This window comes from Alkalicoccus urumqiensis, from assembly GCF_002993335.1.
GTDB lineage: Bacteria > Bacillota > Bacilli > Bacillales > Salisediminibacteriaceae > Alkalicoccus > Alkalicoccus urumqiensis.
In genome coordinates this window covers 135,861-160,435 of record NZ_PVNS01000006.1, presented here as the reverse complement: position 1 = coordinate 160,435, position 24,575 = coordinate 135,861, and the positions used below count along the sequence as shown (strand labels likewise).

19 protein-coding genes are annotated in these 24,575 nt (G+C 51.3%); 3 read left to right on the top strand and 16 right to left on the bottom strand.

Annotated elements, in window-relative coordinates; translation table 11 throughout:
• Positions 1 to 27: 27 nt before the first annotated feature.
• The 15 genes from C6I21_RS07995 to katG form a co-directional block, all read right to left on the bottom strand.
• Positions 28 to 1,158, bottom strand: a complete 1,131-nt coding sequence (locus tag C6I21_RS07995) for a glycosyltransferase family protein (RefSeq protein ID WP_105958931.1) — start codon at positions 1,156 to 1,158, stop codon at positions 28 to 30.
• A complete protein-coding gene (locus C6I21_RS07990; RefSeq protein ID WP_105958930.1) occupies positions 1,139 to 2,017 on the bottom strand; it encodes an NAD-dependent epimerase/dehydratase family protein in 879 nt (292 codons plus the stop codon). Before C6I21_RS07990 ends, C6I21_RS07995 begins: the two co-directional genes overlap by 20 nt.
• A gap of 2 nt (positions 2,018 to 2,019) precedes the next feature.
• A complete protein-coding gene (locus C6I21_RS07985; RefSeq protein WP_105958929.1) occupies positions 2,020 to 2,631 on the bottom strand; it encodes a sugar transferase in 612 nt (203 codons plus the stop codon).
• Between the two features lie 414 nt (positions 2,632 to 3,045).
• Positions 3,046 to 3,393 (bottom strand): prepilin-type N-terminal cleavage/methylation domain-containing protein, encoded by a 348-nt coding sequence (locus tag C6I21_RS07980; RefSeq protein WP_105958928.1) that lies wholly within the window; start codon positions 3,391 to 3,393, stop codon positions 3,046 to 3,048.
• 169 nt (positions 3,394 to 3,562) lie between these two features.
• Positions 3,563 to 4,447, bottom strand: coding sequence for a UTP--glucose-1-phosphate uridylyltransferase GalU (galU, locus tag C6I21_RS07975; protein ID WP_105958927.1), 885 nt, complete (start codon positions 4,445 to 4,447; stop codon positions 3,563 to 3,565).
• Between the two features lie 12 nt (positions 4,448 to 4,459).
• Entirely contained in the window at positions 4,460 to 6,277 is a 1,818-nt protein-coding gene (locus tag C6I21_RS07970) for a polysaccharide biosynthesis protein (RefSeq protein ID WP_105958983.1), read from the bottom strand.
• 310 nt (positions 6,278 to 6,587) lie between these two features.
• The gene (locus C6I21_RS07965) at positions 6,588 to 7,349 is read right to left on the bottom strand and encodes a tyrosine-protein phosphatase (protein WP_105958926.1); all 762 of its coding nucleotides are present in this window, start codon (positions 7,347 to 7,349) and stop codon (positions 6,588 to 6,590) included.
• Positions 7,350 to 7,456: 107 nt separating this feature from the next.
• The gene (locus C6I21_RS07960) at positions 7,457 to 8,167 is read right to left on the bottom strand and encodes a CpsD/CapB family tyrosine-protein kinase (RefSeq protein ID WP_105958925.1); all 711 of its coding nucleotides are present in this window, start codon (positions 8,165 to 8,167) and stop codon (positions 7,457 to 7,459) included.
• A complete protein-coding gene (locus C6I21_RS07955; RefSeq protein WP_105958924.1) occupies positions 8,157 to 8,900 on the bottom strand; it encodes a YveK family protein in 744 nt (247 codons plus the stop codon). The genes C6I21_RS07960 and C6I21_RS07955 overlap by 11 nt, the downstream gene beginning before the upstream one ends.
• Positions 8,901 to 9,044: 144 nt before the next feature.
• The gene (locus C6I21_RS07950) at positions 9,045 to 10,103 is read right to left on the bottom strand and encodes a hypothetical protein (protein WP_105958923.1); all 1,059 of its coding nucleotides are present in this window, start codon (positions 10,101 to 10,103) and stop codon (positions 9,045 to 9,047) included.
• Positions 10,104 to 10,133: 30 nt separating this feature from the next.
• Positions 10,134 to 11,237 (bottom strand): S-layer homology domain-containing protein, encoded by a 1,104-nt coding sequence (locus tag C6I21_RS07945; RefSeq protein ID WP_105958922.1) that lies wholly within the window; start codon positions 11,235 to 11,237, stop codon positions 10,134 to 10,136.
• A gap of 71 nt (positions 11,238 to 11,308) precedes the next feature.
• Positions 11,309 to 13,576, bottom strand: a complete 2,268-nt coding sequence (locus C6I21_RS07940) for an S-layer homology domain-containing protein (protein ID WP_105958921.1) — start codon at positions 13,574 to 13,576, stop codon at positions 11,309 to 11,311.
• A 651-nt stretch (positions 13,577 to 14,227) separates the two neighbouring features.
• Positions 14,228 to 17,896, bottom strand: coding sequence for a S8 family serine peptidase (locus C6I21_RS07935; RefSeq protein WP_105958920.1), 3,669 nt, complete (start codon positions 17,894 to 17,896; stop codon positions 14,228 to 14,230).
• Between the two features lie 308 nt (positions 17,897 to 18,204).
• Complete coding sequence (locus C6I21_RS16480; RefSeq protein WP_181186174.1) at positions 18,205 to 18,522, bottom strand: hypothetical protein; 318 nt, start codon at positions 18,520 to 18,522, stop codon at positions 18,205 to 18,207.
• Between the two features lie 230 nt (positions 18,523 to 18,752).
• A complete protein-coding gene (katG, locus tag C6I21_RS07930; protein ID WP_105958919.1) occupies positions 18,753 to 20,948 on the bottom strand; it encodes a catalase/peroxidase HPI in 2,196 nt (731 codons plus the stop codon).
• A 249-nt stretch (positions 20,949 to 21,197) separates the two neighbouring features.
• On the opposite strand from katG, the gene C6I21_RS07925 reads away from it, so the two are divergent.
• Both C6I21_RS07925 and C6I21_RS07920 read left to right on the top strand, forming a co-directional pair.
• Complete coding sequence (locus tag C6I21_RS07925) at positions 21,198 to 21,503, top strand: hypothetical protein (RefSeq protein WP_105958918.1); 306 nt, start codon at positions 21,198 to 21,200, stop codon at positions 21,501 to 21,503.
• Positions 21,504 to 21,720: 217 nt separating this feature from the next.
• On the top strand, positions 21,721 to 22,863 hold the full coding sequence (locus tag C6I21_RS07920; RefSeq protein WP_105958917.1) for a copper amine oxidase N-terminal domain-containing protein: 1,143 nt from the start codon (positions 21,721 to 21,723) through the stop codon (positions 22,861 to 22,863).
• Here C6I21_RS07920 and C6I21_RS07915 read toward each other — a convergent pair.
• Positions 22,857 to 23,807 carry a nuclease-related domain-containing protein gene (locus C6I21_RS07915; protein ID WP_105958916.1) on the bottom strand — a complete coding sequence of 317 codons (951 nt, stop codon included), beginning with the start codon at positions 23,805 to 23,807 and terminating at the stop codon, positions 22,857 to 22,859. The two genes, C6I21_RS07920 and C6I21_RS07915, sit on opposite strands and share 7 nt — an antisense overlap.
• 269 nt (positions 23,808 to 24,076) lie before the next feature.
• Between C6I21_RS07915 and C6I21_RS16475 the strand changes: the two genes are divergently transcribed.
• Positions 24,077 to 24,460, top strand: coding sequence for a hypothetical protein (locus C6I21_RS16475; RefSeq protein ID WP_181186173.1), 384 nt, complete (start codon positions 24,077 to 24,079; stop codon positions 24,458 to 24,460).
• Positions 24,461 to 24,575: the final 115 nt, after the last annotated feature.

Sequence of the window (24,575 nt, the reverse complement as noted above, 5' to 3'; positions counted from 1 at the left end):
ATGTTAAAAGTGATAATTAAATACCCATTAAAGTATTACTTCGTTTGTAATTTCATCCAACTTCCCATAAAAAGCATGTAGAGAAAACAATTGATCAAAAATCTCACTAGATTTCACTCTCATATTTTGGTATTCTTCTTCCTTTAAAACTTCAATTTTATCAACTAATTCTTCAAGGTTTCCATCCTTTAAATTAATCCCTACATTATATCGCTTTACAATATCTTCAGTGTCAGCTTGTATATTATTAAGAATAGGCAGTCCATGTTGGAAATAATCGATAGATTTCATCGTTAATCCGACACACACACTTTTTTTCATAATATTTAAACCAAAATGACACTTGTCAAAAATATCTTGTTTTTTTTGCGGATCATATATCTCCCCGTGATAAGCCACTTTAGAACCTGTATTTTTCACTTCACTTATCATCAACTCTCTATTTTCACCATCACCAATTATGTGAAGTGTTGTAGGCTTGATTTCATTAACTGACTTCATAATTGTTTTTATTATTGGAATATCTATTACATTATTAATAGAGCCTAAATAGCATAAGTGTATTTCTTCTTCACAGAGTAATGGCTTCCTAACAACTTCAATATTTTTTTTTGCTAAATAGACTGTTTTGGTTTTTAGTCCATCGAGAGCGTAATCTAATATTGACTGGTATAGATCGCATTCAGTAATAATATAGTCTGCGAATTTTAAGCTATTATCTCTCATTAATCTCCAAAACTGAAATGGGGGTAACCTTTTCACTTTATCAACTGGCATTGTTTCCGGCCAAAGATCTATTAAATCAATGATTAACTTGACTTTTCTATTATTTTTTTTATAATTCCCAGCTAATTTTGCCAATGAATTAGGTGGTGCACTTACGTAAAGTAAATCGGGTTTTATTTCTTCTACAACTTTAAATGCGTTTTTGGCATAATTATAATGTGAAATGAGTCGGGCTATTGAAATGTTTTTATAATAGGGTTTTGATTTAATAAAAATAAAATTCTGTTTAATATCAAAACGTTGCGTTTTTTTAAAATGTCTAAAATCGGACTGAATGACTGTAACATTATGACCTTTTTTGACAAAGTAATCATGAATTAAGTCGATCCTATTTTCATATGTATCAAAGCAATTAACTAAAACTATTTTCATTATTTTCATTCTCCATTTCTGTCAACACAATAGTCTCTCGGAAATCAATGAGTCTATATTCTTTTTTATACTCACTTAAACTTTTTTCATAAACTAAATCACCAAATACTTTATTGATAACAATTACCTTTTTACTTAAAATGCTTAAAATTGGATTAAATACTTTAGTTAGCCTTACTTTCTTTTTATGAACCTCAGCTATCATTTTCACCATTTCAGAGGTATTAACATACAATTTATTTTGAGGGAAAAAAACCCCCTTTTCTTTATAGAAAATCATTAGCTTTAAAAACTCACACAGGTTATTAATATGTAACATGCTCCTATAGTTATAAACACAAGGGAATAAGGGTGTTTTTTTAGCGACTTCAGATAATTTCCTATAATTCCCTTTCGCCCCCTTACCATAAATCATAGGGGGCCTAATAAGTACAATGTTGAAATCTTGTGACTGCATTTTATTCAAACTTTCTTCTGCCTCAAGCTTACTTCTACCATAAAAGTTGTCTGGAGTAGGAATTGTATGTCTACCTATTGTTGTTTGATCTTTTCCATACACTATAATGCTGCTCATGAAAATAAATTGATTAACACCTTCTCTTTTGGCTTTCTTGGCGACTTCAACCGTCAGGTCCCGATTCACTTGATAATATAGTTCCTCCATCTTTGGATCAGTTGACACATGTGCAATACCAGCAAGGTGAATGATTGAATCATAATAAGAGAAATCAGTAGATTTCCATTCACCTCCTCTTAAACTAATCTTATCGATTTTATAATCTTCAGACCATTTTTGCATATAGGATTCGAACATTTTTCCAATATAACTGTTTTTTCCTGTAATCAAAATCTTCTTCATAATTATTTTGACTCCTGAGTATCAGGCCTATTATTTTTCCCTTCAATAACACCATCTCTCTTCAATACACTAATGAATGTACCAAAGAAGCACTTAAGATCCATGAACAAGCCTAACTTTTTAACATACTCACCATCTAACTCTGCTTTCACCTCTATAGGAAGTTCATCCCGACCATTAATCTGTGCCCAGCCAGTTAGTCCTGGAGGTATATCGTTGGCACCGTACTTATCCCGCTCAGCAATCAAATCATACTGATTCCATAGTGCAGGTCTCGGACCAATGATGCTCATCTTTCCAGAAAGGATATTTAGGATCTGCGGCAGTTCATCCAATGACGTCTTTCTTAAGAACTTGCCCATTTTCGTAATGTATTTATCTGGGTTGTCTAACAGATGAGTTGGTGTATCTTTTGGCGTATCAATTCGCATTGTACGGAATTTATAGATATTAAAATGGCTTTTATGAATTCCCACTCTTTTTTGCTTGAAAAATACGGGCCCTTTGGAATCGAGTTTGATTCCAATGATGAGACCTAGAAATAATGGTGATAAGACTAGCAATCCTGCTACTGACAGGACAATATCTGATAGTCGTTTTAATTTCATATACATCGTTGAATGCACTCCTTGTTTTTCATGAGATCATTAGTAATGACTTGGTCTTGAACAACAAAATAACTACTAATAATCTCATTCATTCTTCAAATTTGAGACGGATTTCCTCTATTACGATAGCGTCAATTTTATCGTCGTTTGATAGTCACGACGTAATATCTATTCAATCTACCAACCAAACATGAAATAGATATTCTTACATTTACCACCTTAAACCGAGTTTCTTCCTATTAATAAATACCATTCAATCAATCTATGATTCTCACTAAAAACGCCTCAAACCTTTATCCCACAGGGTTCTAGGGTTCAATCTAATAACGATAATCAGTTCCATACCTTCATTCAATTCTTGTTAATAATTAATCAAGTATAGACCCCTCTTGCTTCATTAGAAGGAAAAGAGTAGGGGTGTTACAATATAGGCGCTGGATTTTCATCACTATCACTTGGGTAGGTAAGTTTCCCATCCAAGTAAGCTGGTTCTGACTGATCTGAGCAGTAACAGACATCCTCAGACCAAGTTGATTTATATTGATTTAACAATAAATCAGTATGAACCACATATTCTAACGCTAGAAAATCAAGATAGTCTCTACCTAATATTTCCAAATTTTGAACGTAAACTTTTTCATCCGTGTTTTTCACAATAGCTATTATTGAAATAGTCGCAATGGGGGTAATTATACCAATAATCACAATTACCGCGAGAAGTTCGATAAGTGTAAGTCCCTTTTGATTATGTATTGGATTTTTTTGCACTGTGGTTCCTCAATTCAAGGATTTCAGTGAGGTTTGATTGATCTGATCGAAGAATAGGCGGAGGTTAGGAAAGGGGTATTTACTATTTAGAGAACTCCCCCACCACGGTAATCTCTCTGCCAAAAATACAAAAGCTGGAACAGCCCCCCCACTGTTCCAGCTTTCTTCATTATACCTGCTCTTTCATGTCTTCCAGCTTGGTCTCCATGTACTGCCGGAGCTGCTCCTGCAGGGTTGGATCCTGGAGGGCGAAGTCGAGTGTAGTTTTGACGAAGCCTATTTTTTCGCCGACGTCGAAGCGTGTTCCTTCGAAGTCGTAGGCGAAGACACGCTGGATGTTGTTTAGGCTTTCGATGGCGTCGGTGAGCTGAATTTCCCCGCCGGATCCGGTCTGCTGCTTGTCGAGGAAATGAAAAATTTCCGGCGTTAAAATGTAGCGTCCCATAATGGCCAGGTTTGATGGTGCCGTTCCTGGCTTCGGCTTTTCGACGAGCGAGTTCACGCTTGCGCGGCGGCCGGTCTGCGTGCCGGGATCAATGATGCCGTAGCGGTGCGTTTCTTCGTCCGGAACAGACTGGGCACCGATAACCGAAGCGCCGGTTTCGTTGTATTCGTTAATGAGCTGCTTTAAACACGGCTCGTCGGACTGGACGATGTCGTCGCCCAGAAGTACGGCGAACGGTTCGTCGCCGATGAATTTTCTTGCGCACCAGACGGCATGGCCGAGTCCCTTCGGCTCCTTCTGGCGGATGTAGTGGATGTCGACCATCGTGGATGTGTGCTGCACGCGCTCCAGAATGTCGGTCTTTCCTTTTTCAGCAAGATTCTGCTCGAGCTCGAAGGCGTGGTCGAAGTGGTCTTCAATGGCGCGCTTGCCTTTTCCGGTAACGATGATGATGTCTTCAATGCCGGAGGCGACGGCTTCTTCGACGATGTACTGGATCGTCGGCTTGTCGACGATCGGCAGCATCTCTTTCGGCATCGCTTTCGTTGCCGGCAGGAACCGTGTACCGAGTCCCGCTGCGGGGATGATCGCTTTTTTTACCTGCTTCATGATGCTCCTCCTTTATTTCGCTGCGGCGAGGCTCAGTTCTTTTTCGCGGAAGTGGGCGATATCAAGCACTCTGCTGCGGAGTCTGTCGTTCGTATCGTTATCGAACGTGTCGATCAGTTTTAAGATAACGCTGATGTTGACCGGCGGTGTTTTGCCGCGGTAGATCATCGGATACGTCTGTTCTTTGTGAACTTCGTTTTCGCCTAAGAGCTCTTCAAACAGCTTCTCCCCCGGGCGCATGCCGGAGTACTGGATCGGAATGTCGTCTTCGCTGAAACCGGAGAGGCGGATGAGGTTTTTGGCGAGATCGACGATTTTCACCGGTTCGCCCATGTCGAGGACGAACGTTTCGCCGCCTTTTGCGATCGCGCCTGCCTGCAGGACGAGCCTGGAGGCTTCCGGGATCGTCATGAAGTAGCGCGTCATTTCCGGGTGGGTGACGGTGACCGGACCGCCGGCTTCAATCTGCTTTTTGAAAAGCGGGATGACCGAGCCGCGGGAGCCTAACACGTTCCCGAAGCGGACGGCGACGAATTTCGTGTCGCTCACGCGGTCCATGTGCTGCACGACCATTTCCGCAATCCGCTTCGACGCACCCATGACGCTCGTCGGATTCACCGCTTTGTCGGTCGAGATCATAACGAACGATTCCACACCGAGACGGTCGGCGGCTTCGGCGGTGTTTTTCGTACCGATGACGTTGTTTTTAATCGCTTCGTGCGGATTTTTCTCCATAAGCGGCACGTGCTTGTGTGCGGCCGCGTGGTAAATGACGTGGGGCGCGTGCTTTTCAAGTGCTGCGTGCATCCGCTCGGCATCCTGCACGTCGGCGATTTCTGTTTCAATGTCCATGTGCGGGAACTTTACTTTCAGCTCCATGTCGATCGTGTAGATGCTGTTTTCGCCGTGGCCGAGAAGGATCAGCTTATCCGGCGAGAAGCGCGCAATCTGGCGGCACACTTCCGAACCGATCGAGCCGCCGGCGCCGGTAACGAGCACGGTTTTGTTCGTGATCTTCTCGCCGATCGTTTTCGTATCGAGTTTGACCGGGTCACGTCCGAGAAGGTCTTCCACCTGGACGTCGCGCATCTGGCTGACGCTCACACGGCCGGACATGATGTCCTCCATCGACGGCATGATCTGCGTTTTCACCTTTGTTTTGGAACATTTGTCAAAAATGTCGTTTAATTCCTGTTTTGACAGGGAAGGAATAGCTATAATGATATGTTCGATTTCCTTGTCACGGACGATGTCCGGAATGTCGTCCGACGTGCCGACGACCGGCACTCCCATAATTTCCAGATGACGCTTCGACGGATCGTCATCGATAAACGTCACCGGGCGGAGCTCCGACATTTCGCTGTTCACGAGCTGCCTGGCTACCATCATGCCGCCGTTTCCGGCACCGATGATGAGCGTGCGGCGCTTCGATGGATCGACTTTCAGCTTCGTGTCGCGGTAGAGGCGCCACGAGAAGCGCGAGGCGCCAATCAGCAAGATATGGAGCATCCACGTAACGAGAAGCGTGCGCGAGTACATCGTCTGGAAGAAGGCGAGCTGCATGACAGCGACGGCACCGATCGTAAACGTGACCGCCAAGAAGATAGAAATCAGCTCGCGGATGCTTGCGTACTGCCAGACCCGCTTATACAGTTTAAAGTAATGTGCAAATATATGGTGACCGATGAGCAGTGCCACGGCACTGATCGTAATGACCGATGAGAATTGATCGGTCTGCGGTGCTAACAGCCAGTTGCCGGCGAAAATGGAAAACACAACGATACAGGAATCGACGAGTATAAGTAATCCGAGACGTGTTTGAAAGCTCACAGCGGTACCCCCCTCTTTAAAATTTGTGCAGCTGGAAGAATAGAAAGCCCTTTTCCGAACGGTCGTCGAAAAACGGCTCCCCATTCTTCCGGGCCGGAGAACGAACTCCGGCCGGAACAATGGTTCCGTTTTAAGAGGCATTCAACCTCTCCTCACGTCCCACTTATGACGACGAACGTCTAAGGTGCAGCTGCACCCACCAGCAGGACCGAGTTCCTTCCCTGATACGGGTATGGAAGGAGTGACCCATGTCGAATTCATTCGACAAGTTTCGCAATCTTCTGACTTATGAAAGCAGACGATGCTGTTTTTAAAAGAGACCGAGAAACTTTTTCTTCCGTACGTGCTGCGGCGGGTTCCCGACGACCTGCTGCCCCTCGACGAGGCGGCGGGCGTTTTCCTCCCAGCCGGAAGTGACGGAAGATCCGTGCTGTTTTTCGACTTTTTTCCAGGCGCGGGCAAACGAAAAGCCGCGTACTTCGGCGTCGTGGGCGTCGGAGGCGGCAAAATGGATGAGGTCCGCTTCAATCAGCTGGTGTGCGAATCTCTCCACCGTCGATCCGAATTTGCCGATGAGGCTGTCGGTTGTCACCTGGGCGAGTGCCCCGTTTTTCACGAACTGATACAGCTTGTCCGGTTCGTCCTGGATGGCTGCGTTCCGTTCGGGGTGCACGATGATCGGCTTCTTTCCGCGCATCTGCAGATCGTAGAGTAGCTGCGTCGCGTAGCGCGGGACCTGGTCGTGCGGAAATTCGACGAACAGGTAGTGGCCGGTGCCGGAGATCGGAACGAGCTCGTCGCTGTCTTCGGCCATTTCTCCGTAAATCCGTGTCTCCTGTCCCGGGAGGACGGTAATCGGAATGCCCTTTTTCTTCAGCGTCTCATTGAGCTCGTCCACGGCCGGTAGAATCGAGTGGCGGTGGTTTATGTAGCTTCCGTTCTGGTGGTGCGGGGTGGCCACGATGGTTGTGATGCCTGCTTCATGGGCTTTTTCTGCCATGGCGACGGCTTCCTCCATCGACTGCGCCCCGTCATCCACGCCGGGAAGAATGTGGGTATGAATATCTATCACAAGAAGGGCTCCTTTCTCTTTCTAGTGAAACGACCTATGACTTTTATTCACTATGCTGATTCTAACACAACATTTTCCCACATTGTAGTTCTTTTCTGCATTTGTTGTTAATTTCCGTAATAATAGTAGTACGATCCCTGTGTTCTTTCCTTACGGTTCAGGACCACACCGAGCACATTGGCGGATGCGTTTTCCAGTAGTTCCTTTGCCTTCTGCGCATCTTCCTGCTTCGTCGTCCCGGAGCTTGTGACGAGTACGACACCGTCAGCCTGGTTACCGATAACCTGGGCGTCTGTGACGGCGAGTACCGGCGGCGTGTCGATAATGATGATGTCGTACTGCTGCCGGGCTTCGGTTAAAAGCCAGTCCATGCGCTTTGAGCTTAGCAGCTCGGCCGGGTTCGGCGGGATCGGTCCGCACGTCAAAATATCGAGCGCCGGAACGACAGTGCTGCTCGTGACTTCTTCAAGCTTTGCCTGGTTCGTCAATACGTTTGTGAGACCGGTCGTGTTATCTACCTGGAACGTGTAGTGGCCGGTCGGTTTCCGCAGGTCGGCGTCGATCAGTAAGACACGTGCGTCCTGCTGCGCAAACACCGTAGCCAGATTTGCTGCCGTCGTCGATTTTCCTTCGCCCGGAGCCGTGGAGGTGACGGCAAGGAGGCGCACCTCGTGATCCATGCTCGCGAACTGGATGTTCGTCCGGATCGTTCTATACTGCTCGGAAATCGGGGATTTCGGCGAGAAGTGCGCGATAAGGCTGCGCTGCTTTTCAGTCAGATGGTCTTTTTTCTTTTTGCGGAACAAATTAAGAGCCAACGGATTCACGCTCCCTCGCTTGTGTTGGTGGTGCTGTATTGTCCGGGGTATCGTCGACGCGGTCTTCTTCTTCGTCCATGACGGTGATGGCACCGAGTACCGGAAGGCCGAGTGTGCGGTCCACGTCTTCTTCCGTGCGGATCGTGTTGTTTAAAAACTCCAGTAAAAACGCGAGTCCGACGCCGGCCATGGCACCAACGACAGCGCCGATCGCCATATTCAGCTCGGGGTTCGGGCTGATCGGCTCGATGGAATTATCCACGGATGCCGGGGTCAGAATATGAATGTTGTCGATGTTTAACAGTGTCTGGATTTCCTCCTGGAAGATTTCTGCGGTGACGTTTGTCGTCTCGACGACTTCTGCCGGGTTCGTTCCTTCCAGGCGGATCGTAATGACCTGTGATTCGCCTTCCTGGCTGACGGTAAGAGACGGCGTGTCCTCCAGTCCGACAGCTTCTTCGACCTGGTCGAGAATATATGGACTCTGCAGAATGACGTTGTACGTATCGATGTAGCTGGAGTCGGATTCGAATGGGTTGGCGGATGATAAGATGGACGCGCCGGTGGCGGCCTGACTGACGAGTACCTGTGACGATGCTTCATAGCGGGGTGTGAGTACTAAGTAACTGATGATGCCTGCAGCTGCGATGGCGCCTGCGATCATGAGGATGATGAGGCCGAGCCGCTTTTTAATCGTGCTGAAGATCTCTTGAAGACTGATTGTTTCTTCCATATGTCCCTCCACGTTCTTTAATCCCACCTATCGGTTTGCCTTTCGAAGTATACCAAATTTATTCCTATATATGTAGACCGTTTCTTGATAAATAACTGATCCGGATGTAACAGGGGCTGCCTGAAAGCGACAGCCCTTTTCCTGTTACTGGCTGAAGATTTCGTTTACTGCGTCGTTTCGCCTCGACTGTTTTTCGGCTTCGTAGACAGCTTTTGCTTCCTCGGCCGGTCCGGTGCCGTGGCCGTTTTCCTGAAGCGCTGTTTTGTATTCCGAGTAGATGTCGTTAAAGCGTGCATCTGCCTGGGACTCAAGCCGCTGCACGCGGCTGATGTACTCCGCCTGCAGGTCGCTCATTGACTGGCTGGAATTGCCGTTCCGAACGGCCTGCAGATCGGACTTCGCTTCGGAGACGAGAGACGAGACGCGCCCGGATTCCTGCGAGCGGAGCGACTGCATCTGGCCGGTGTACGTGCTGTTGATAGTACTTACCGCTGTCCCGGAGCCGCCTGATCCGCTTCCGGACGACGAGCTGCCGCTGTTGGAAGAGCTTCCTCCTCCGTTGGACGATCCGCTGTCGGAGGCGCCGCCGCTGCCCGACCCTCCATTCGACGTGCTTCCGCCGCTTGCGCCGCCAGCTGAAGAACCGTCATTGGAGGAAGAGGTGGCGCTGCCGGAGCTGCTGTTTGCGGACGAGGAGCCGCCTGTGTCGGAGGAACTGCCGCCGGCATTGGAGCTGCTTCCTTCCCCGGAGGAGTCACTGCCGGATGCTGCCTGTGCGCTCCCTTCGGTCGATGCGGTCAGGTTGGATGCCGGCTCGTCGCCTTCAAGGTAGGCAATGCCGGCTTCGTTTTTGTAGACTTCTTCTCCGGAAGCCGTGCGGATCGTGCCGTCCTCTTCGTACGTGACCGGCTCGCCGTCGACTTCGGTGAGCGTGCCGTCTTCGCCGTACGTGTATTCATGCTTCTGTGATTCGCCCGCTTCCGCTGCTTCTTTCGCGAAGCGTTCGATGCTGGATCCGATGGCCAGGTCGCCGTTGTACTCGCGCTCGACGAGTTCACTGGCAGCGTTTGTCGTCTCCTCCACCTGCTCGGAATACATCGTCTGGCTGTAGATGACGCCGCCCACTGCAGCTACAACTGCTGCACTGACGAGGATCGTCTGTCTTCTTCTGCGGAAACGGCTCTTTTTACGCTTTCGTCCCATACTGCTCACGCCTTTCTCATCGTTCTCGGTTTACTGCAGCTGAAAAATGACTTCGGTGTCGGTTTCTGTGCCTTCTTCATTCGTCAGCGGTCCAAACAGACGCAGGCGGTTTCCTAGTGCTGCCCGGACGGTGCCGAGCTGGATGTTGTTTTCGGAAAGAATGTCGGCGACGGCGAGGTCATTCACGCCTTCGGACAGTTCCTCCCGGTCGGGCATTTCCGCAATCGGCAGGCCGCGGAGGCGGAGCACGCTGTCCTGGGTTACGGTAATCGTGCCTGCTGTGAGCACGGTGTCGTCGCTGTACCCTGTCAGATCAAAGGTTGCGCGGACCGTGTCTCCGTCCGTTGTAATCGAGGCGTTCACGGTGTCTCCGGAAGCCGTAGTGACTGTTGCTGCCGTAACGTCTGGTGCTTCAAGCGGAGCCGGATCCGGCGTCGGTTCTGGTTCCGGTTCTGGTTCCGGAGCTGGCTCCGGCGCCGGCTCTTCTTCCTCCGGCGGCTCGGTATCTTCTTCCTCGGCCACGTATTCGATGCCGCGGAAGGAGAAGACCGCAAATTCGCTGCGTGTGACCGCTGCTTTCGGATCGTACGTGCCGTCTGTGCGGCCCTGCGTCAATCCGTTCTGTGCGAGAATTTCAATATCTTCCTGGTGCACAGGATGCGCTTCTCTGACGTCTGTCAGCGTCACACCGCCTTCGGCTGCTTCCAGGTTGAACGCGCGGACGAGAACGCTTGCCATCTGTTCTCTTGTGAGCGTTGCCTGCGGCTCATAATTACCTGTGCCGCTGCCGGTGAAAATGCCGGCTTCATACGAACGGACGATGCTTTCGGTGTAGTACTTCCCTTCTTCGACATCGGGGAATGGGTTCGTCCCCTGGCGAGGCGGCAGATCGAGCGCACGTGTAAAGATGACGGCGGTATCTGCGCGGTTGACGGGTGTCGTTTTCCCGAAGCTTCCGTCGGGCAGTCCCTGAAGGATGCCGCGTTCGGCGAGGTCGAGGATCTGCTCGTAGCCCATGTCGCCTGGTTCGAGGTCGGTGAAGGTATGGTCGTCTGCGGCGGCTCCTGTTGGCAGGATGAGTGCGGCGGTGAGGAGGGTGGCTGCTATGTATTTGGTTCGTTTCCAGATTTGCATGTCTTTGGTCCCTCTTTCTTTATAGCATGCCAAAAGAGCCCAACCGAAGTCGGGCCCTTCCGGCTCACGCCTTAGTTAATAAAATCGGACTTCTGCAGGAAACGGTCCAGCAGGGCGGTAATTTCGGCACGGGTGATGTTGTCACGTGGTGCAAACTGGTTGTTTGGACGCCCTTCCATGAGTCCGGATCGTGTCGCGATATTAACAGAGCCGCGTGCATACGGGGCAACGTCATCGCTGTCTGCGTAATCCAGGTAGGAACGGTCCGCGTCAGATTCAAATTCAACACCGACGAGGTCCATCGCACGCTGAATCATCACCGATGCTTCCTGACGGGTAATCGTTTCATTCGGACGGAACTCGTTGTTCGGGTATCCCCCGACGAGACGGTAGTTAAGTACAGCCATTAGTTCATCGGAGAACCATTCGCTTCCGGTTACGTCCGTGAACTCATTGCTGTAGGATTCCCCGGAGTTCAGTCCGAGTCCGCGGGTCAGCACAGCAGCAAATTCAGCACGGGTTGTATGCTCTCCCGGACGGAATTCACCGTTCGGGAACCCTTCGAAAATGTACTGGGATGCAAGCTTTGTGACAGGCCCTTCATACCAGATTGCGGCAGGCACATCGGAGAATGAAACTGCATTTTCCACGACCGTATATTTACTGTTGTTGTAGCTGCGGAATGTTACTCTGTTTCCATCTGTTTTTGTAGAAACCGGTGTGAACGTTCCATCATCGTTCAAGCGCACAGCAACGAGGTTTTCCAGCGTTTCGTCTTCTTCTGTCTGAAGGTTGATACCCCGTTCAATCCAGCTGGAGAAATTGTTCAGTTCCGTCGTGCTCTCCCCGGAACGAACACGGACTTTGAATTCTACAACATCCGAGCGACGGTTCAGGTTGTTTCTTTCCGTTACACCACCAGTATCTTCCGAACGGTTGATGCGGAGGTCAACTTCAATCTCATCGTCTTCATTGAACCCAAGTGCCCGGCGTACCGCGCCGTCATTAATCTGTGAGACCGGTACATTGTACGAGCCTGCCTGCGTGTTTACAACAATTTTTGCGTCTGGATTTCTACGTGCGATGGAGTCCACTGCGCGGGTAGGGATCGTTACTTCCGACTGCACGCCCTCTTCGGTGTCCACGTTGAAAACGACGCTCTCTACAGCAGTGGCACGGTTCAATGTTTCTTCCAGACGCTCCTCATTTACCCGTACACGGTTTGTCACTTCTCCTGTTTCTTCATTTGCTACTCGCTCTACTTCAACGTCTTCGGAGCCGACTGTTACTTCATCTTCGGTTTCATCGACTTCGGATTCATCTTCGTCCAGAACGTCATCCTCATCGTCGGAATCAGTATCGTCGTCTTCGTCAGATGGATCTTCCTCTTCCACATCTTCGTCTTCATCATCGTCGTCTCCGGAAGAAGGTGGAGGTGTTACGACACCGCTGTCTCCATCATCGCTGTCATCCTCTTCTTCATCATCGCTTTCCTGATCGCTGTCGTCCGATCCATCGTCGCTGCCGGAATCATCACCAGAATCCTGATCGTCTTTCTCTTCCTCAGGTGTTTCCAGTACGTAGCGGGCTGCATCAGCGAAAAGAAGGAAAAGTTCGTTTTGATCCACATCGGCAAACAGTACGTTGCTGAACGATGAGACAGCTTCATCGAAATCAGCGTTTTCATAAGAGTTCCACGCTTCTTTCATTGCTGCGTAGGTTTCGTTTCCTTCCAAAAGGTTTTGAATGTATTCCTTTGGATTGTCATTTGCAGTCGGCGGATTCTCTGCAAGCTCATTCTGCAGGTAGGAAATCATGGAAGCAATGTCACTGATCGTAACCGTGCTGTCGGTCCGGCTGTTAATAATATTGGCGATACCTTCCTGATATCGATCATTGTTAGCGAAATTTTCCATTTGAGCTTCTACCTGCTCGGAGTTTTGGTTGGAAGCTTCGTGAATAATAATGATAAGATCCTGTAGTACGTCCTCGACGAAATCGCCGCTCTGACCGGATTCTTCATTGAGTTCAGCAACGAGAGTCTCATCGAGCAGATTTGACCAATCATTATCTGTTTGATAATTAACAATATTCGTTCCGATCTGTGCTAATTCAGCTTCTGCATCTGTATCGAGATTCTGAAGAAACTCTTCATACACCTCCATCGCTGCATCGATGACATCTTCAATCGTGTCATAGTCTACTTCTTCATACTCGGCGGCGTGTACAGTTGCTGCTTCGCCGTCCGCTGCCGGATTGAAAGCAGTAAATGGAGTGAGTGCCATCGTAACGGCAAGTGCTGTTGCGGTTGCTTTTTTACTGAGTGGATACTTTCTCATGGATACGTCACCTCTTCTAATTGATATGAACACATGATGCTGTATAAGTATTTAATTGTTACCATTATTACCATTATTTAAATTTAAAATAGTTTCTATACGCAGGTTTTAAGAACTACGTTAAGTGCATAAAAATATGCATCCCATTTACCTGTATGAATGGAGCTGAGAAGAATGTTTCCACGTTCATTATGTATTTCTTAAGCAATGTGCATATGAATCTATCCTCTGCGTATTTCCCATACATCCACCTAACGGTTAGGTGCATTATATCACAGCTTTTGAAATAAACCGACATTTTTTCAAGTTTTATAAGAAATAAATCCTATTCGACGAAATTCGACTGTCCGTTAAACTGCGACTATCTTCTATTTCGTGGGCCTATCTTCTATGAAGCGGTTATTTGGGGTTGGTTCGTGCCACGAACGACGGATTTCGTGCGACGGAGCTGGTGTTTTGCGCCAATATCGGAGCCGTTCGTGCCAGTACTGAAATTTCGTGCCAAATACGGCACGCCGCGTGCCAAAACAGAAGCGGTTCGTGCCACGAACCGAAAGCCACTCCATCCACCGCCGGCCGAAAACCTCGGCCGGCCATCTGCACTAAAAAGCCACCCCCCGCGATGGAGAGTGGCTCTGTTCCTTCATGAAGTTACCGGCCTCGTCCCGGTGGATCGATCGGGCGGCCGCCGCCCGGATTCGAATTGCCGCGGCGGATGGTGATTTCTTCACTGACCGTGTTGCCCGCTGCATCAGTGAATTCCAGCAGAAGATCTGTACGCCCGCGGTTCAGCTCGACTTCTTCGACGAGCCGCGTGCTCAGCGACGTTTCCTCCGCCGCAAAATCCAGCTCCTGACTGAATACGACGTCGCCGTTAATCGAAAGCGTGCCGCCGTTCAGGTTATCTTCGAGGCCTATTTCAAGCGTCACGTCCTCGACACCCGGCATTACCCGCTCCGGCGCGCCGGAAACAGCGAGCTCCGGTGCCTGTGTATCCACAGCGTACACGACGCGCTCTTCAGCAGATAAGCCGTTCTTTTCCACCTGAACAACCGTTTCATGGAACCCATCGTTGACGTCTTCCAGCACGGTGTCAAAGCGGAGCGATGCGTCCAGCTGCAGCCGCTGCTCGTCCGCGGTTACAACGGCTTCCTGCGTCACTTCCGTCACGGAACCGCTCAGTGCCACATCGGATTCATTGAACACCTGCATGGCTTCCGGTGAATCGATCGTGATCGTCGGCACGGCGATAACCGCCTGCTGCGAACCGGTATTTTCCGCAAAATCAACTGCGCTCACCTGCACGTCATCGCCTTCCTGCAGTGCCTGATCCAGCTCGAGCTCCGTTACACCCGGCGCCAGAAGCAGTTCTTCGTCATTGATCGTTACTTCCTGATAGTATACTCCGCTTCCTTCTTCGGTTATTTCCCAGGAAATAACGTCATCTCCCGCCGATGCATCGAGCGAGACAACCGGCGCAACGGTGTCAATCGTAAACGGCATGTCATAGCTCTGCTCCTCCGCGCCGTCGTAGGCAAGCGTCGAGCGGATATCCATCGTATAGTCGCCGTCTTCCAGCACTTCGTCACCCACTGTGCCATCCCACATTGCTTCGGCGATCAGCGTCGATGGCAGACCGAGTCCGCCGTCGAAGTAGTTTTTGTAAAACTCTCCTTCGTTATCAAAAAGCGTCACGACGTCCTCGCCGTCTTCCTGCACGACGATCTCCAGATCGGAAACATTACGCAGAAATGCAATGTCCGGCACGACCGAGTAACGCTCCGGCGAGAAGGCAACAGCCTGTTCTTCATACTGGCCGGTCAGGCCGTTGAACCCGAGATAATCGCCGAGTTCCCCGTCGGAAACCGTCATGATTCCCGTATTCATGCCGATCTGGCCGTAGTAGCTTCCAGCTTCATACGGCGCCGGATCGACGTTCGGCGCGTCATCCCAGCCGCCCTCAAATCCGGAGAGCGGGACCGAGAGAGACGGTACTTCGTCTGCCGGATCGGCAAATTCAATGAAGCCGTCCACAAAATAGCCGTTCTCGAACGCTTCTGCGGCCGGGACGAAGTCCCCCGCAGCCCGGTCAAACACTTCCGCCTGCGACACGTCGATTTCCACTTCGACCGTGGTTGTCGCGTCTGCGTCGACCGTGACTTCCTCATCGGTGGTCAAAACGGCGTTCTCTAACGGACTGGCGTCGTCCGTCTGCACCGGGCCGTTGACCTGCATGCCTTGGAGTGTTCCGTTCACGTCATATGTGCGGGCCTCGTCGGAATGGTTCGTCAGTTCAAGCGTAAACGACGCGGTGCCGTTCATTTCCTTGAGCTCTACTTTCCCTTCATCGGTGGTCGTTTCGACGACGGTTACCGGAGTCGAGTAGGCGCTGAACAGGTTCAGCTCACCGGCACCCTGGCGGCGCGGGGAGTAGTAGGCGTCCCACTGATTCGTGTCCGACGAGTCGATTTTCGGCTCCGCCGTGTTCAGCATGAGCGTCTGCGCGAGCTGCACACGGTCGAAATCGGAGACGTCAAACTCACTGTCGACGCGGTCCAGAAGCAGTGCGGCACCGCCGGCTGCGTGTGGTGCGGCCATCGATGTGCCGCTCATGAGACCGTAGTCATCGTCGCCGAGCGTTGAGTAGATCTGTCCGCCCGGTGCGGTCACTTCCGGCTTGAATTCCAGCTGCGGAGTGAGCCCCCACGACGTAAAATCGGACATGTTGTTGGCAAATGGGTTGTCGACGATCTGCGGCTCTTCGCCGAATGCGATCGTGAGCGTATCTTCCTCCATCAAGGAAAGCAGTTCCTCTCCGCTGCTCTGGCTGACGGCCAGGTGCGGGATCTCGATGTCCGGATCGCCCTGCATCGACACGAGTCCTGCTTCGTTGTTGTAGATGATGCTCGCTTCCGCACCCGCTTGCTGTGCATTCAACGTTTTGTCGACGAAGGCATATTCGCCGCGCTCGATCAGCGCGATTTTTCCTTCGGCGTCGACCGCGTCGAATTCCTCCACGCTGCCGAGACCGGCATCGACGACTTCAAGCGCCGTGTCACCGATCACGTCTTCCGGATCCGCGTCGGAGAAAGAGCCGTAGCTGAGGAATGCTTCTGATCCAGCTGCTTCGGCGCGGAAGACCGGAGATTCAAACTGTGTGTTTTCGCTCGAGGCGACAGATAGAGATGCTTCTGACACCGACGGCGCACCGACGACACCGATATCCGGATTGTCCGTCAGCGGATCGTTCCAGCCGCTGCCGTAGCGGTTCGAGTTACCGGCAGAGATGGAGACGAACACGCCGTTGTCCTTCGCACGGGCGACCGCCTGCTGTTCGGGGCTTTCATCGTCGACGTTTCCTGCCGGCGCACCGAGACTCATGTTGATGACGTCGGCGCCTAGTTCGATCGCATCATCGAGTGCGGCGATGTAGATGTCTCCGGTCGTCGTTGCGTTTTCCGGATCGTTACTGAACACTTTCATCCCGAGAATCTGTGCTTCCGGGGCGACACCGCGGACGCCGCCTGCTTCCGGATCGCCGTTGGCTGCAGCCGTACCGGCTACGTGCATGCCGTGGTCGTTTCCGGTATCAAACACCTCGTACGGCGTTTCTTCATCGATATAGTTGTATACGTAAGGGATTTTCGCCGTGCGGTACTCACCGTCAAGACCGGCTTCGGTGATATCTTCTGCGGACAGCGCGGCGTTTTCCGGATTCGTGAGCTGCATGTCCGGATGTTCATCGTAAATACCGGAGTCGATAACGCCGATGACCATGCCCTCGCCGTCGGTTTCATACTGCTCGCGCGTCTGGATCGCTTCGATCGTTTCTGAGCCGAAGTTCGTATCCGGTGTCACTTCCGGACGCTCGTATACCTGCGCCTCTGTCACGCGCGCGACCCCTTCTACGTGCTTCAGCGCTTCTGCTTCCGCCTCGGTCACCTCGGCACTGAATCCGTTCGCGACCGTCGTAAATTCCTTTATGTACGCCGGTTCAATGCCGCGGTTTGCGATCGCCTGCTTTGCGATCTGCTGGCCGCGGGACACTTCCTCCTTGAGGCTGCGCTGGCTGTTTTTATTCATCGCGCCAAACGCATTTCCCCGCTGTGCCGCGCGCTCCATTGCGGGTGGTTCCTCCAGCTCAACGATGACCCGGAGCACCCGGTTCAAATTCGCTTCCTTCTCCTCCATTTTCTTTTCCACTTCCGCAAGCCCCTGCGCCTCCTGATCCGGCTGTGCCGAAACCGCACCAGGCAGTGCACCGGTTACGAGCAGCGGTACAGCAAGCGCCGCCGTTAACGTCCGCTTCACCTGTCTCATCCTCTCACCCCTTCTTTTGAATAGCGAAGGACTTACCTATTGTCAGCAGTGAATATGTATCAAAATTAGTAAAATAATCCAAAGTCCTTCGACTTCCAAAATATCGCGATTTCAGATAATTGTCAATTCTCTCAAAAAATTTGTAAAAGTTTCGACTTTGGTGGTAGGTAGAAGGCTCTGATTCCAGTTCAGTGGATGGATTTTTCTGGTACATACCGCACGGGAACGGTTGAGGAGCAGGAGGACTTCTTTTGGGGGAGCGTTCGTGCCACGGACCTAAAACCCACTCATAGACTGCCGGCCGCAGATCACGGCCGACCCTTCACCTGCTCCGGAGCAGGCAGAGGGCTGCGCAGCAGCGGTTGTTTGCCGTTGTTTCGTGCCACGAACGCCGGATTTCGTGCCACGAAGCTGGTGTTTTGTGCCAAAACGGAAGGCGGTCGTGCCAATGCTGAAATTTCGTGCCAAAACAGAAGGCGGTCGTGCCACGAACCAAAAACCCCTCCATCGACCGCCGGCCGGGCGAACGTCGGCCGGCCCTTCACCTGCTCCGGAACAGGCAGAGGGCTGCGCAGCAGCGGTTGTTTGCCGTTGGATCGTGCCAATAACGCCGGATTTCGTGCCACGGAGCGGGTGTTTTGTGCCAAAATCGGAGCCGTTCGTGCCAATCGCGAAATTTCGTGCCAAAAGCAGCGTGCCGTGTGCCAGAACGCAGAAGTTTCGTGCCAAAACGGGAACAGATCGTGCCACGAACCGCATACCCGCAATCCACCGCCGGCTGCAAGACTTCAGCCGGCCTCCAACGCAAAAAAGAACTCCGCACCCTTAAAGGATGCGGAGTTCGGATGGGAACCGATTACTTCGCTTCGAGATCGAAGCGGTCGGCGTTCATGACTTTGACCCATGTGTTGATGAAGTCGTTGACGAACTTCTCTTTGTTGTCGTCCTGTGCATAGACTTCGGAGATCGCGCGAAGAACAGAGTGCGAACCGAGCACGAGGTCCACGCGTGTTGCTGTGCGGACTACGTTGCCGCTCTTGTGGTCGCGTGCTTCGTACACGTCTGCGTCTTCGTCGGTCGGCTGCCATTCGACGCCCATGTCAAGCAGGTTGACGAAGAAGTCGTTGGTCAGCTGGCCTTCGCGGCTCGTGAATACGCCGTGCTTCTTGTCGCCGTAGTTGGCGCCGAGTGCACGCATACCGCCGATCAGTACGGTCATCTCCGGAGCGGACAGGCCGAGAAGCTGTGCTTTGTCGACGAGAAGCTCTTCAGAGGAAACAGCGAACTTCTGCTTCTGGTAGTTACGGAAGCCGTCTGCGACTGGCTCGAGTACTTCGAAGCTTTCTTCGTCTGTCTGCTCTTCGGTCGCGTCACCACGGCCAGGAGAGAATGGTACTTTCACGTCGTGACCGGCATCTTGGGCTGCTTTTTCAATCGCAGCGCTTCCGCCGAGAACGACGAGGTCAGCGATCGTTACGTCCTTACTGAAGTTCGCTTTCACTTCCTCCAGCTTGGAGAGTACTTTATTGAGCATTTCCGGCTCGTTACCTTCCCAGTTGCGCTGCTGCTGGAGACGGATGCGTCCACCGTTCGCACCACCGCGCTTATCGGAATCGCGGTACGTGCTTGCAGAAGCCCACGCTGTTTTCACAAGTTCACTTACGGAAAGGTCTGTAGCAAGAATCTGCTTTTTCAGCTCTTCAATATCTGCTTCTGTCAGGTCGTAGTTTCCTTCTGGAACCGGATCCTGCCAGATGAAGTCTTCTTCCGGCACTTCCGGTCCGAGATAGCGCTCTTTCGGCCCCATGTCACGGTGAAGAAGCTTAAACCATGCTTTTGCGAAAGCATCTTTGAATTCTTCCGGATTCTCGTAGAAACGCTTCGAGATCTTCGCGTATTCCGGATCCATCTTCATGGACATGTCAGCTGTTGTCATCATGATTTTCACTTTCTTATCCGGGTCATGCGCGTCCGGTGCCATGTGCTTGTTGTCCGGATTTTTCGGCTCCCACTGGTAGGCGCCTGCAGGGCTCTTCGTCAGCTCCCATTCGTTGCCGAAGAGAACTTCAAAGTACGTCATGTCCCACTCGATCGGTGTCGGTGTCCATGCACCTTCGATACCGCTCGTTACCGTGTAAGGACCGTGTGCACCGCCCTCATACGTGCTCTTCCAGCCGAGACCCATGTTTTCCGGTCCGGAAGCTTCCGGCTCCGAGCCAACATATTCCGCATCTACGGCACCGTGTGCTTTACCGAACGTGTGTCCACCGGCAGTCAGCGCTACGGTTTCTTCGTCGTTCATTCCCATGCGCTTGAATGTTTCGCGGATGTCGCGGCCGCTTCCGAGTGGATCCGGTTCACCGTCCGGGCCTTCCGGATTCACGTAGATGAGACCCATCTGTACGGCTGCGAGTGGGTTTTCCAGCTCACGGTCGCCTTTGTAACGCTCGTTGCCGAGCCATTCTTTCTCTGGCCCCCAGTTCACGTCCTGCTCCGGGTGCCAGATGTCTTCACGTCCGGCACCGAAGCCGTACGTTTTGCCGCCCATGGATTCGATCGCCACGTTACCGGCGAGGACGAGCAGGTCGGCCCAGGAAATTTTGTTTCCGTACTTCTGCTTGATCGGCCAGAGGAGACGGCGCGCTTTATCGAGGTTGCCGTTATCCGGCCAGCTGTTCAGGGGAGCGAAACGCTGAGAGCCGCTTCCGCCGCCGCCGCGTCCGTCGCCTGTACGGTAAGTACCAGCTGCGTGCCACGACATGCGGATGAAGAACGGGCCGTAATGACCGTAGTCTGCAGGCCACCAGTCCTGGCTGTCTGTCATCAGATCAAACAGGTCTTTTTTCATTGCGTCGTAGTCAAGCTTTTGAAATTCTTCCTTATAGTCAAAATCCGTACCCAGTGGGTTCGTTTTCGTATCGTGCTGTGAAAGGATGTCCAGATTCAGAAGCTCCGGCCACCAGTCTTCGTTACTTGTGCCGCGGATAGATTCACCTGGCATACCCTGGTGCATAACCGGGCATTTATCCATGTTGTTGTCTTTTTCACTCATACTATACATCTTCCCCTTTCTTCTATACAAAATTTATTCTCACATTAGAATTATAATAAATAATGAACCGAAAGGAAAGCAAAACGATAAAACTTTTTTCCCTTCCGGCGGGATATACGCGCTGAGAATAAGAAAGTTACTTGAGAATGAAGGACGCAGCTGATAAAGATTGAATTTTCGGTAAAATCGGGTATAGTATAGAAAACAGTCAGTTACTGCTTTCAGCATCCCTTTTGAGGAGGTGGCGGTATGTATCGGCTTTTAGGTGGTCTGTTGTATGCGTACTTCGCTTTTCTGTGGATGGTCGGAGTGTTAATTCATTTATGGACCGCGTACATCGCTTTTTCTATCAGCGGCATCACAGCAGCAGTCATCTCGCTCTTCCTGCCGGTCATCTCCCAGTTCTACTGGGGCATCGTCGCCTTCATGCAGAACGGCTTTGCCTCCGCCTACGTGCAGTGGCTCATTCTTTTCTTCGGCATGTGGTTCTTTTATTACATTTTTATGCGGATCGGCGGCAGCGCTTCCGGACGGGGAAGCCCAAAATATTTATAGAGACAACGTAATTCTTTTACCCTGATCCCCCTTCAGCCAAACGTGCTGAAGGGGGATTTTTTATTTTGCATACGAAGGGCTGATTTCCCATGTTTTCTGAAAAATTGTAGAGCTGAACATGGTATAAAGAAGGTCATTCGTCGCATCGATAACCACCCATTCTTTTAAAAAGGAGGCTCGGAAGACTCATAGCTGCCATGCTGATTAAAAGGAGGTCATGATGAAGAAATTTCTGCTGTGGCTCGTCGTTTTTACAGTGGCATTCGGGTTTGCTCTGCCTGCTTCTGCAGCTCAGGCTCCTGCCGTCATTATTGATGGGGAAAGGCAGTATTACGATCAGCCGCCGGTGATTGACAGCGGTCGGACGCTTGTTCCGCTGCGCGGTATTTTTGAAGAGCTTGGCGCCCAGGTGTACTGGGATCAAGCGACCCAGACTGTTTCTGCCACAGGTCCTGCCCGGGTGGAGTTAACGATTGGCGAGAACCGGGCGTTTGTGAACGGGGACAGTGTCTCTCTGGATGTGCCGGCGCAGATCCGGCAGGGCCGCACCCTTGTGCCGCTCCGGTTTGTCGGGGAAGCGCTCGGGGCCTCGGTGAACTGGAACGGTGCCACACGAGTCATTACAATTAAAAGCCCGGAAATAGAGAAAGAAGCGCCTTCCGAGGAGGAAGATGTCCCGCCTCCACCAGCAGCGCCGGCCCCACCTCCACCACCTACCGCTCCTGAACCAGATTCTGAGCCTGAGGTTCCGTCCCCGCCAACTGGAGCATTTGCTTGGTATTCAGATGAAGCCATTTACATCTCATGGGATGAGAATCCAGAAATCGACTATTATTATGTGTATTACAGCGACAACCAGGACGGACCTTATTTAGTTTTCGGCGACGAAAACGATCCGCAGGCATTCGATTATGGCGTCGAAGATACGGATGTGTACCCCGGAGAAACCTGGTATTACAAGGTAACCGCAGTGAAAAACGGAGTCGAATCCGACTTCAGCAACGTCATTTCTGCTTCAGTTCCTCAAAGCGAGCCTGAAGCCCTCGACCTGCACATTGTCGCAGACGATTACGATAACACTTATCTTGGGCTTGCTACTACGTATTATCACGAAGACAGCATTTACAACGAAAATGAGTTTTACGGCAGCTCAACCGGTCCATTCAGTATCTGGAACCCTTACAGCAAATTTGGAAATGACTACGGCATGTACAGCGCCTTCAGCCCGATAGCTAAATATCCCCCGATGCTCGTAGATGATGAAGGATTTATTTACGCAAGAATTTCAATCAACCCTTATATTTCAGACGGCATCCATCCCTACGACCTTTACGATCTCCTTGATCGAAACGGTTACTGATCCTTTACCCGCAGCTGATAATAAAGCCCGCACCTGTCCGCATGCTTTTGCAATATCCGCAGCGCCGTCCGCTTGGACACGCCCTCAAACACCCTCTGGAGATCCCGGCGGCGCAGCGGTTCCTTCGTTAATAACCTGATATCTCCGAGCGCCTCCACATACATATTCCCCGTGGCGACACCACATCCGGCACACTTCCAACCGGAACGCTTCTTCATCCACTGATTCTCAAAACAAACTTTACATTGTAGCGGCCCTAATATGTCTTCCAACGAGAGGTGAAACCGCTGCAGCAGGTCCGACCACGGACGTTCAATGTTCATCGCCGTCACTTTCTTTGTAAGACGACGGAATTGGCTTTTGGACAGGAGAGGTTCGGTAAGCTGACCGGCCAGACCGGCTGCTTTTGAAGGGAGGACTGCTGTGTGATAAATGCTGGGGATATGATCCGGAGCGGTAATCTGTGCTTTTCTATTGGAGATAAGTACGTTCGGTAAAACAGGCATCTTTGGGAAGCGGTGTTTTTCGAGCCACTTTTCAAAGAGATAGGCCTGGCGCTCACTCTGCCGGACGGGGCAGGTGAAAACATCCTTCCCTTCCTCTGACGTCCGGATCATCTGTCCGCGCTCGACATCGAATTGGAGCTCTCCGGCAATGTGCTTCACTTCTCCGATAAATACAAACGAAGGCGACAGCAGAAGCAGATCGATCTGAAATGTCTTCGCTTCTCCAGGCGCCGGAAGCGTAATGTGGCGCAGGACAGTGAGGTGATCCGGAAGCTGCTGCAGATAATAATCCAGTGACGCCTCTCCGGCTGCACCGACCTGAAAGAGGAGGAGCTTATGCGCCACTTCCTCCCGTTTGGGGTGATGCGGAGGCAGTCTACGAAGCAGTGCTTCCAGCTGATCGATAATAAAGGGACGGGACTGGGTAGATTGCGGCATTGGGTGCCCCCTTTTTCAATGATAAGTATAGTATATCCTAACACGAACATTCGTTCCACATAAAGCACAGAAAATGTTGTTTTATTTTTGCAGATGGCCGGCTCGGGGTCCTGCAGCCGGCGGTCGATGAAGGGTTTTTCCGGTCGTGGCACGATCGCCTTCCGTTTTGGCACAAAACTTCTGTGTACTGGCACGCGGCGCGCCACTTTTGGCACGAAATTCTGCAATTGGCACGAAACGCTCCGGTTTTGGCACAAAGCGCACACTCCGTGGCACGAAATCCGCCGTTCGTGGCACGACCCAACTGCAAATATCTGCTGCTGCGCAGCCCTCTGCCTGCTCCAGAGCAGGTGAAGGGCCGGCCGACGTTCGCCCGGCCGGCGGTCGATGAGCGGGTTTTCCGGTCGTGGCACGATCGCCTTCCGTTTTGGCACGAAACTTCTGCGTTCTGGCACGCGGCGCGCCACTTTTGGCACGAAATTCTGCAATTGGCACGAACCGCTCCGTTTTTGGCACAAAACGTCTGCTCCGTGGCACGATATCCGCTGTCCGTGGCACGATCCAACTGCAAATATCTGCTGCTGCGCAGCCCTCTGCCTGCTCCGGAGCAGGTGAATGGCCGGCCGGATTTTCACGGCCGGCGGTCGATGTAGGGTTTTCCGGTCGTGGCACGATCGTGTTTCGTTTTGGCACGAAACTTCTGCGTTCTGGCACGCGGCGCGCCACTTTTGGCACAAAATTTTTGCATTGGCACGAACCGCTCCGGTT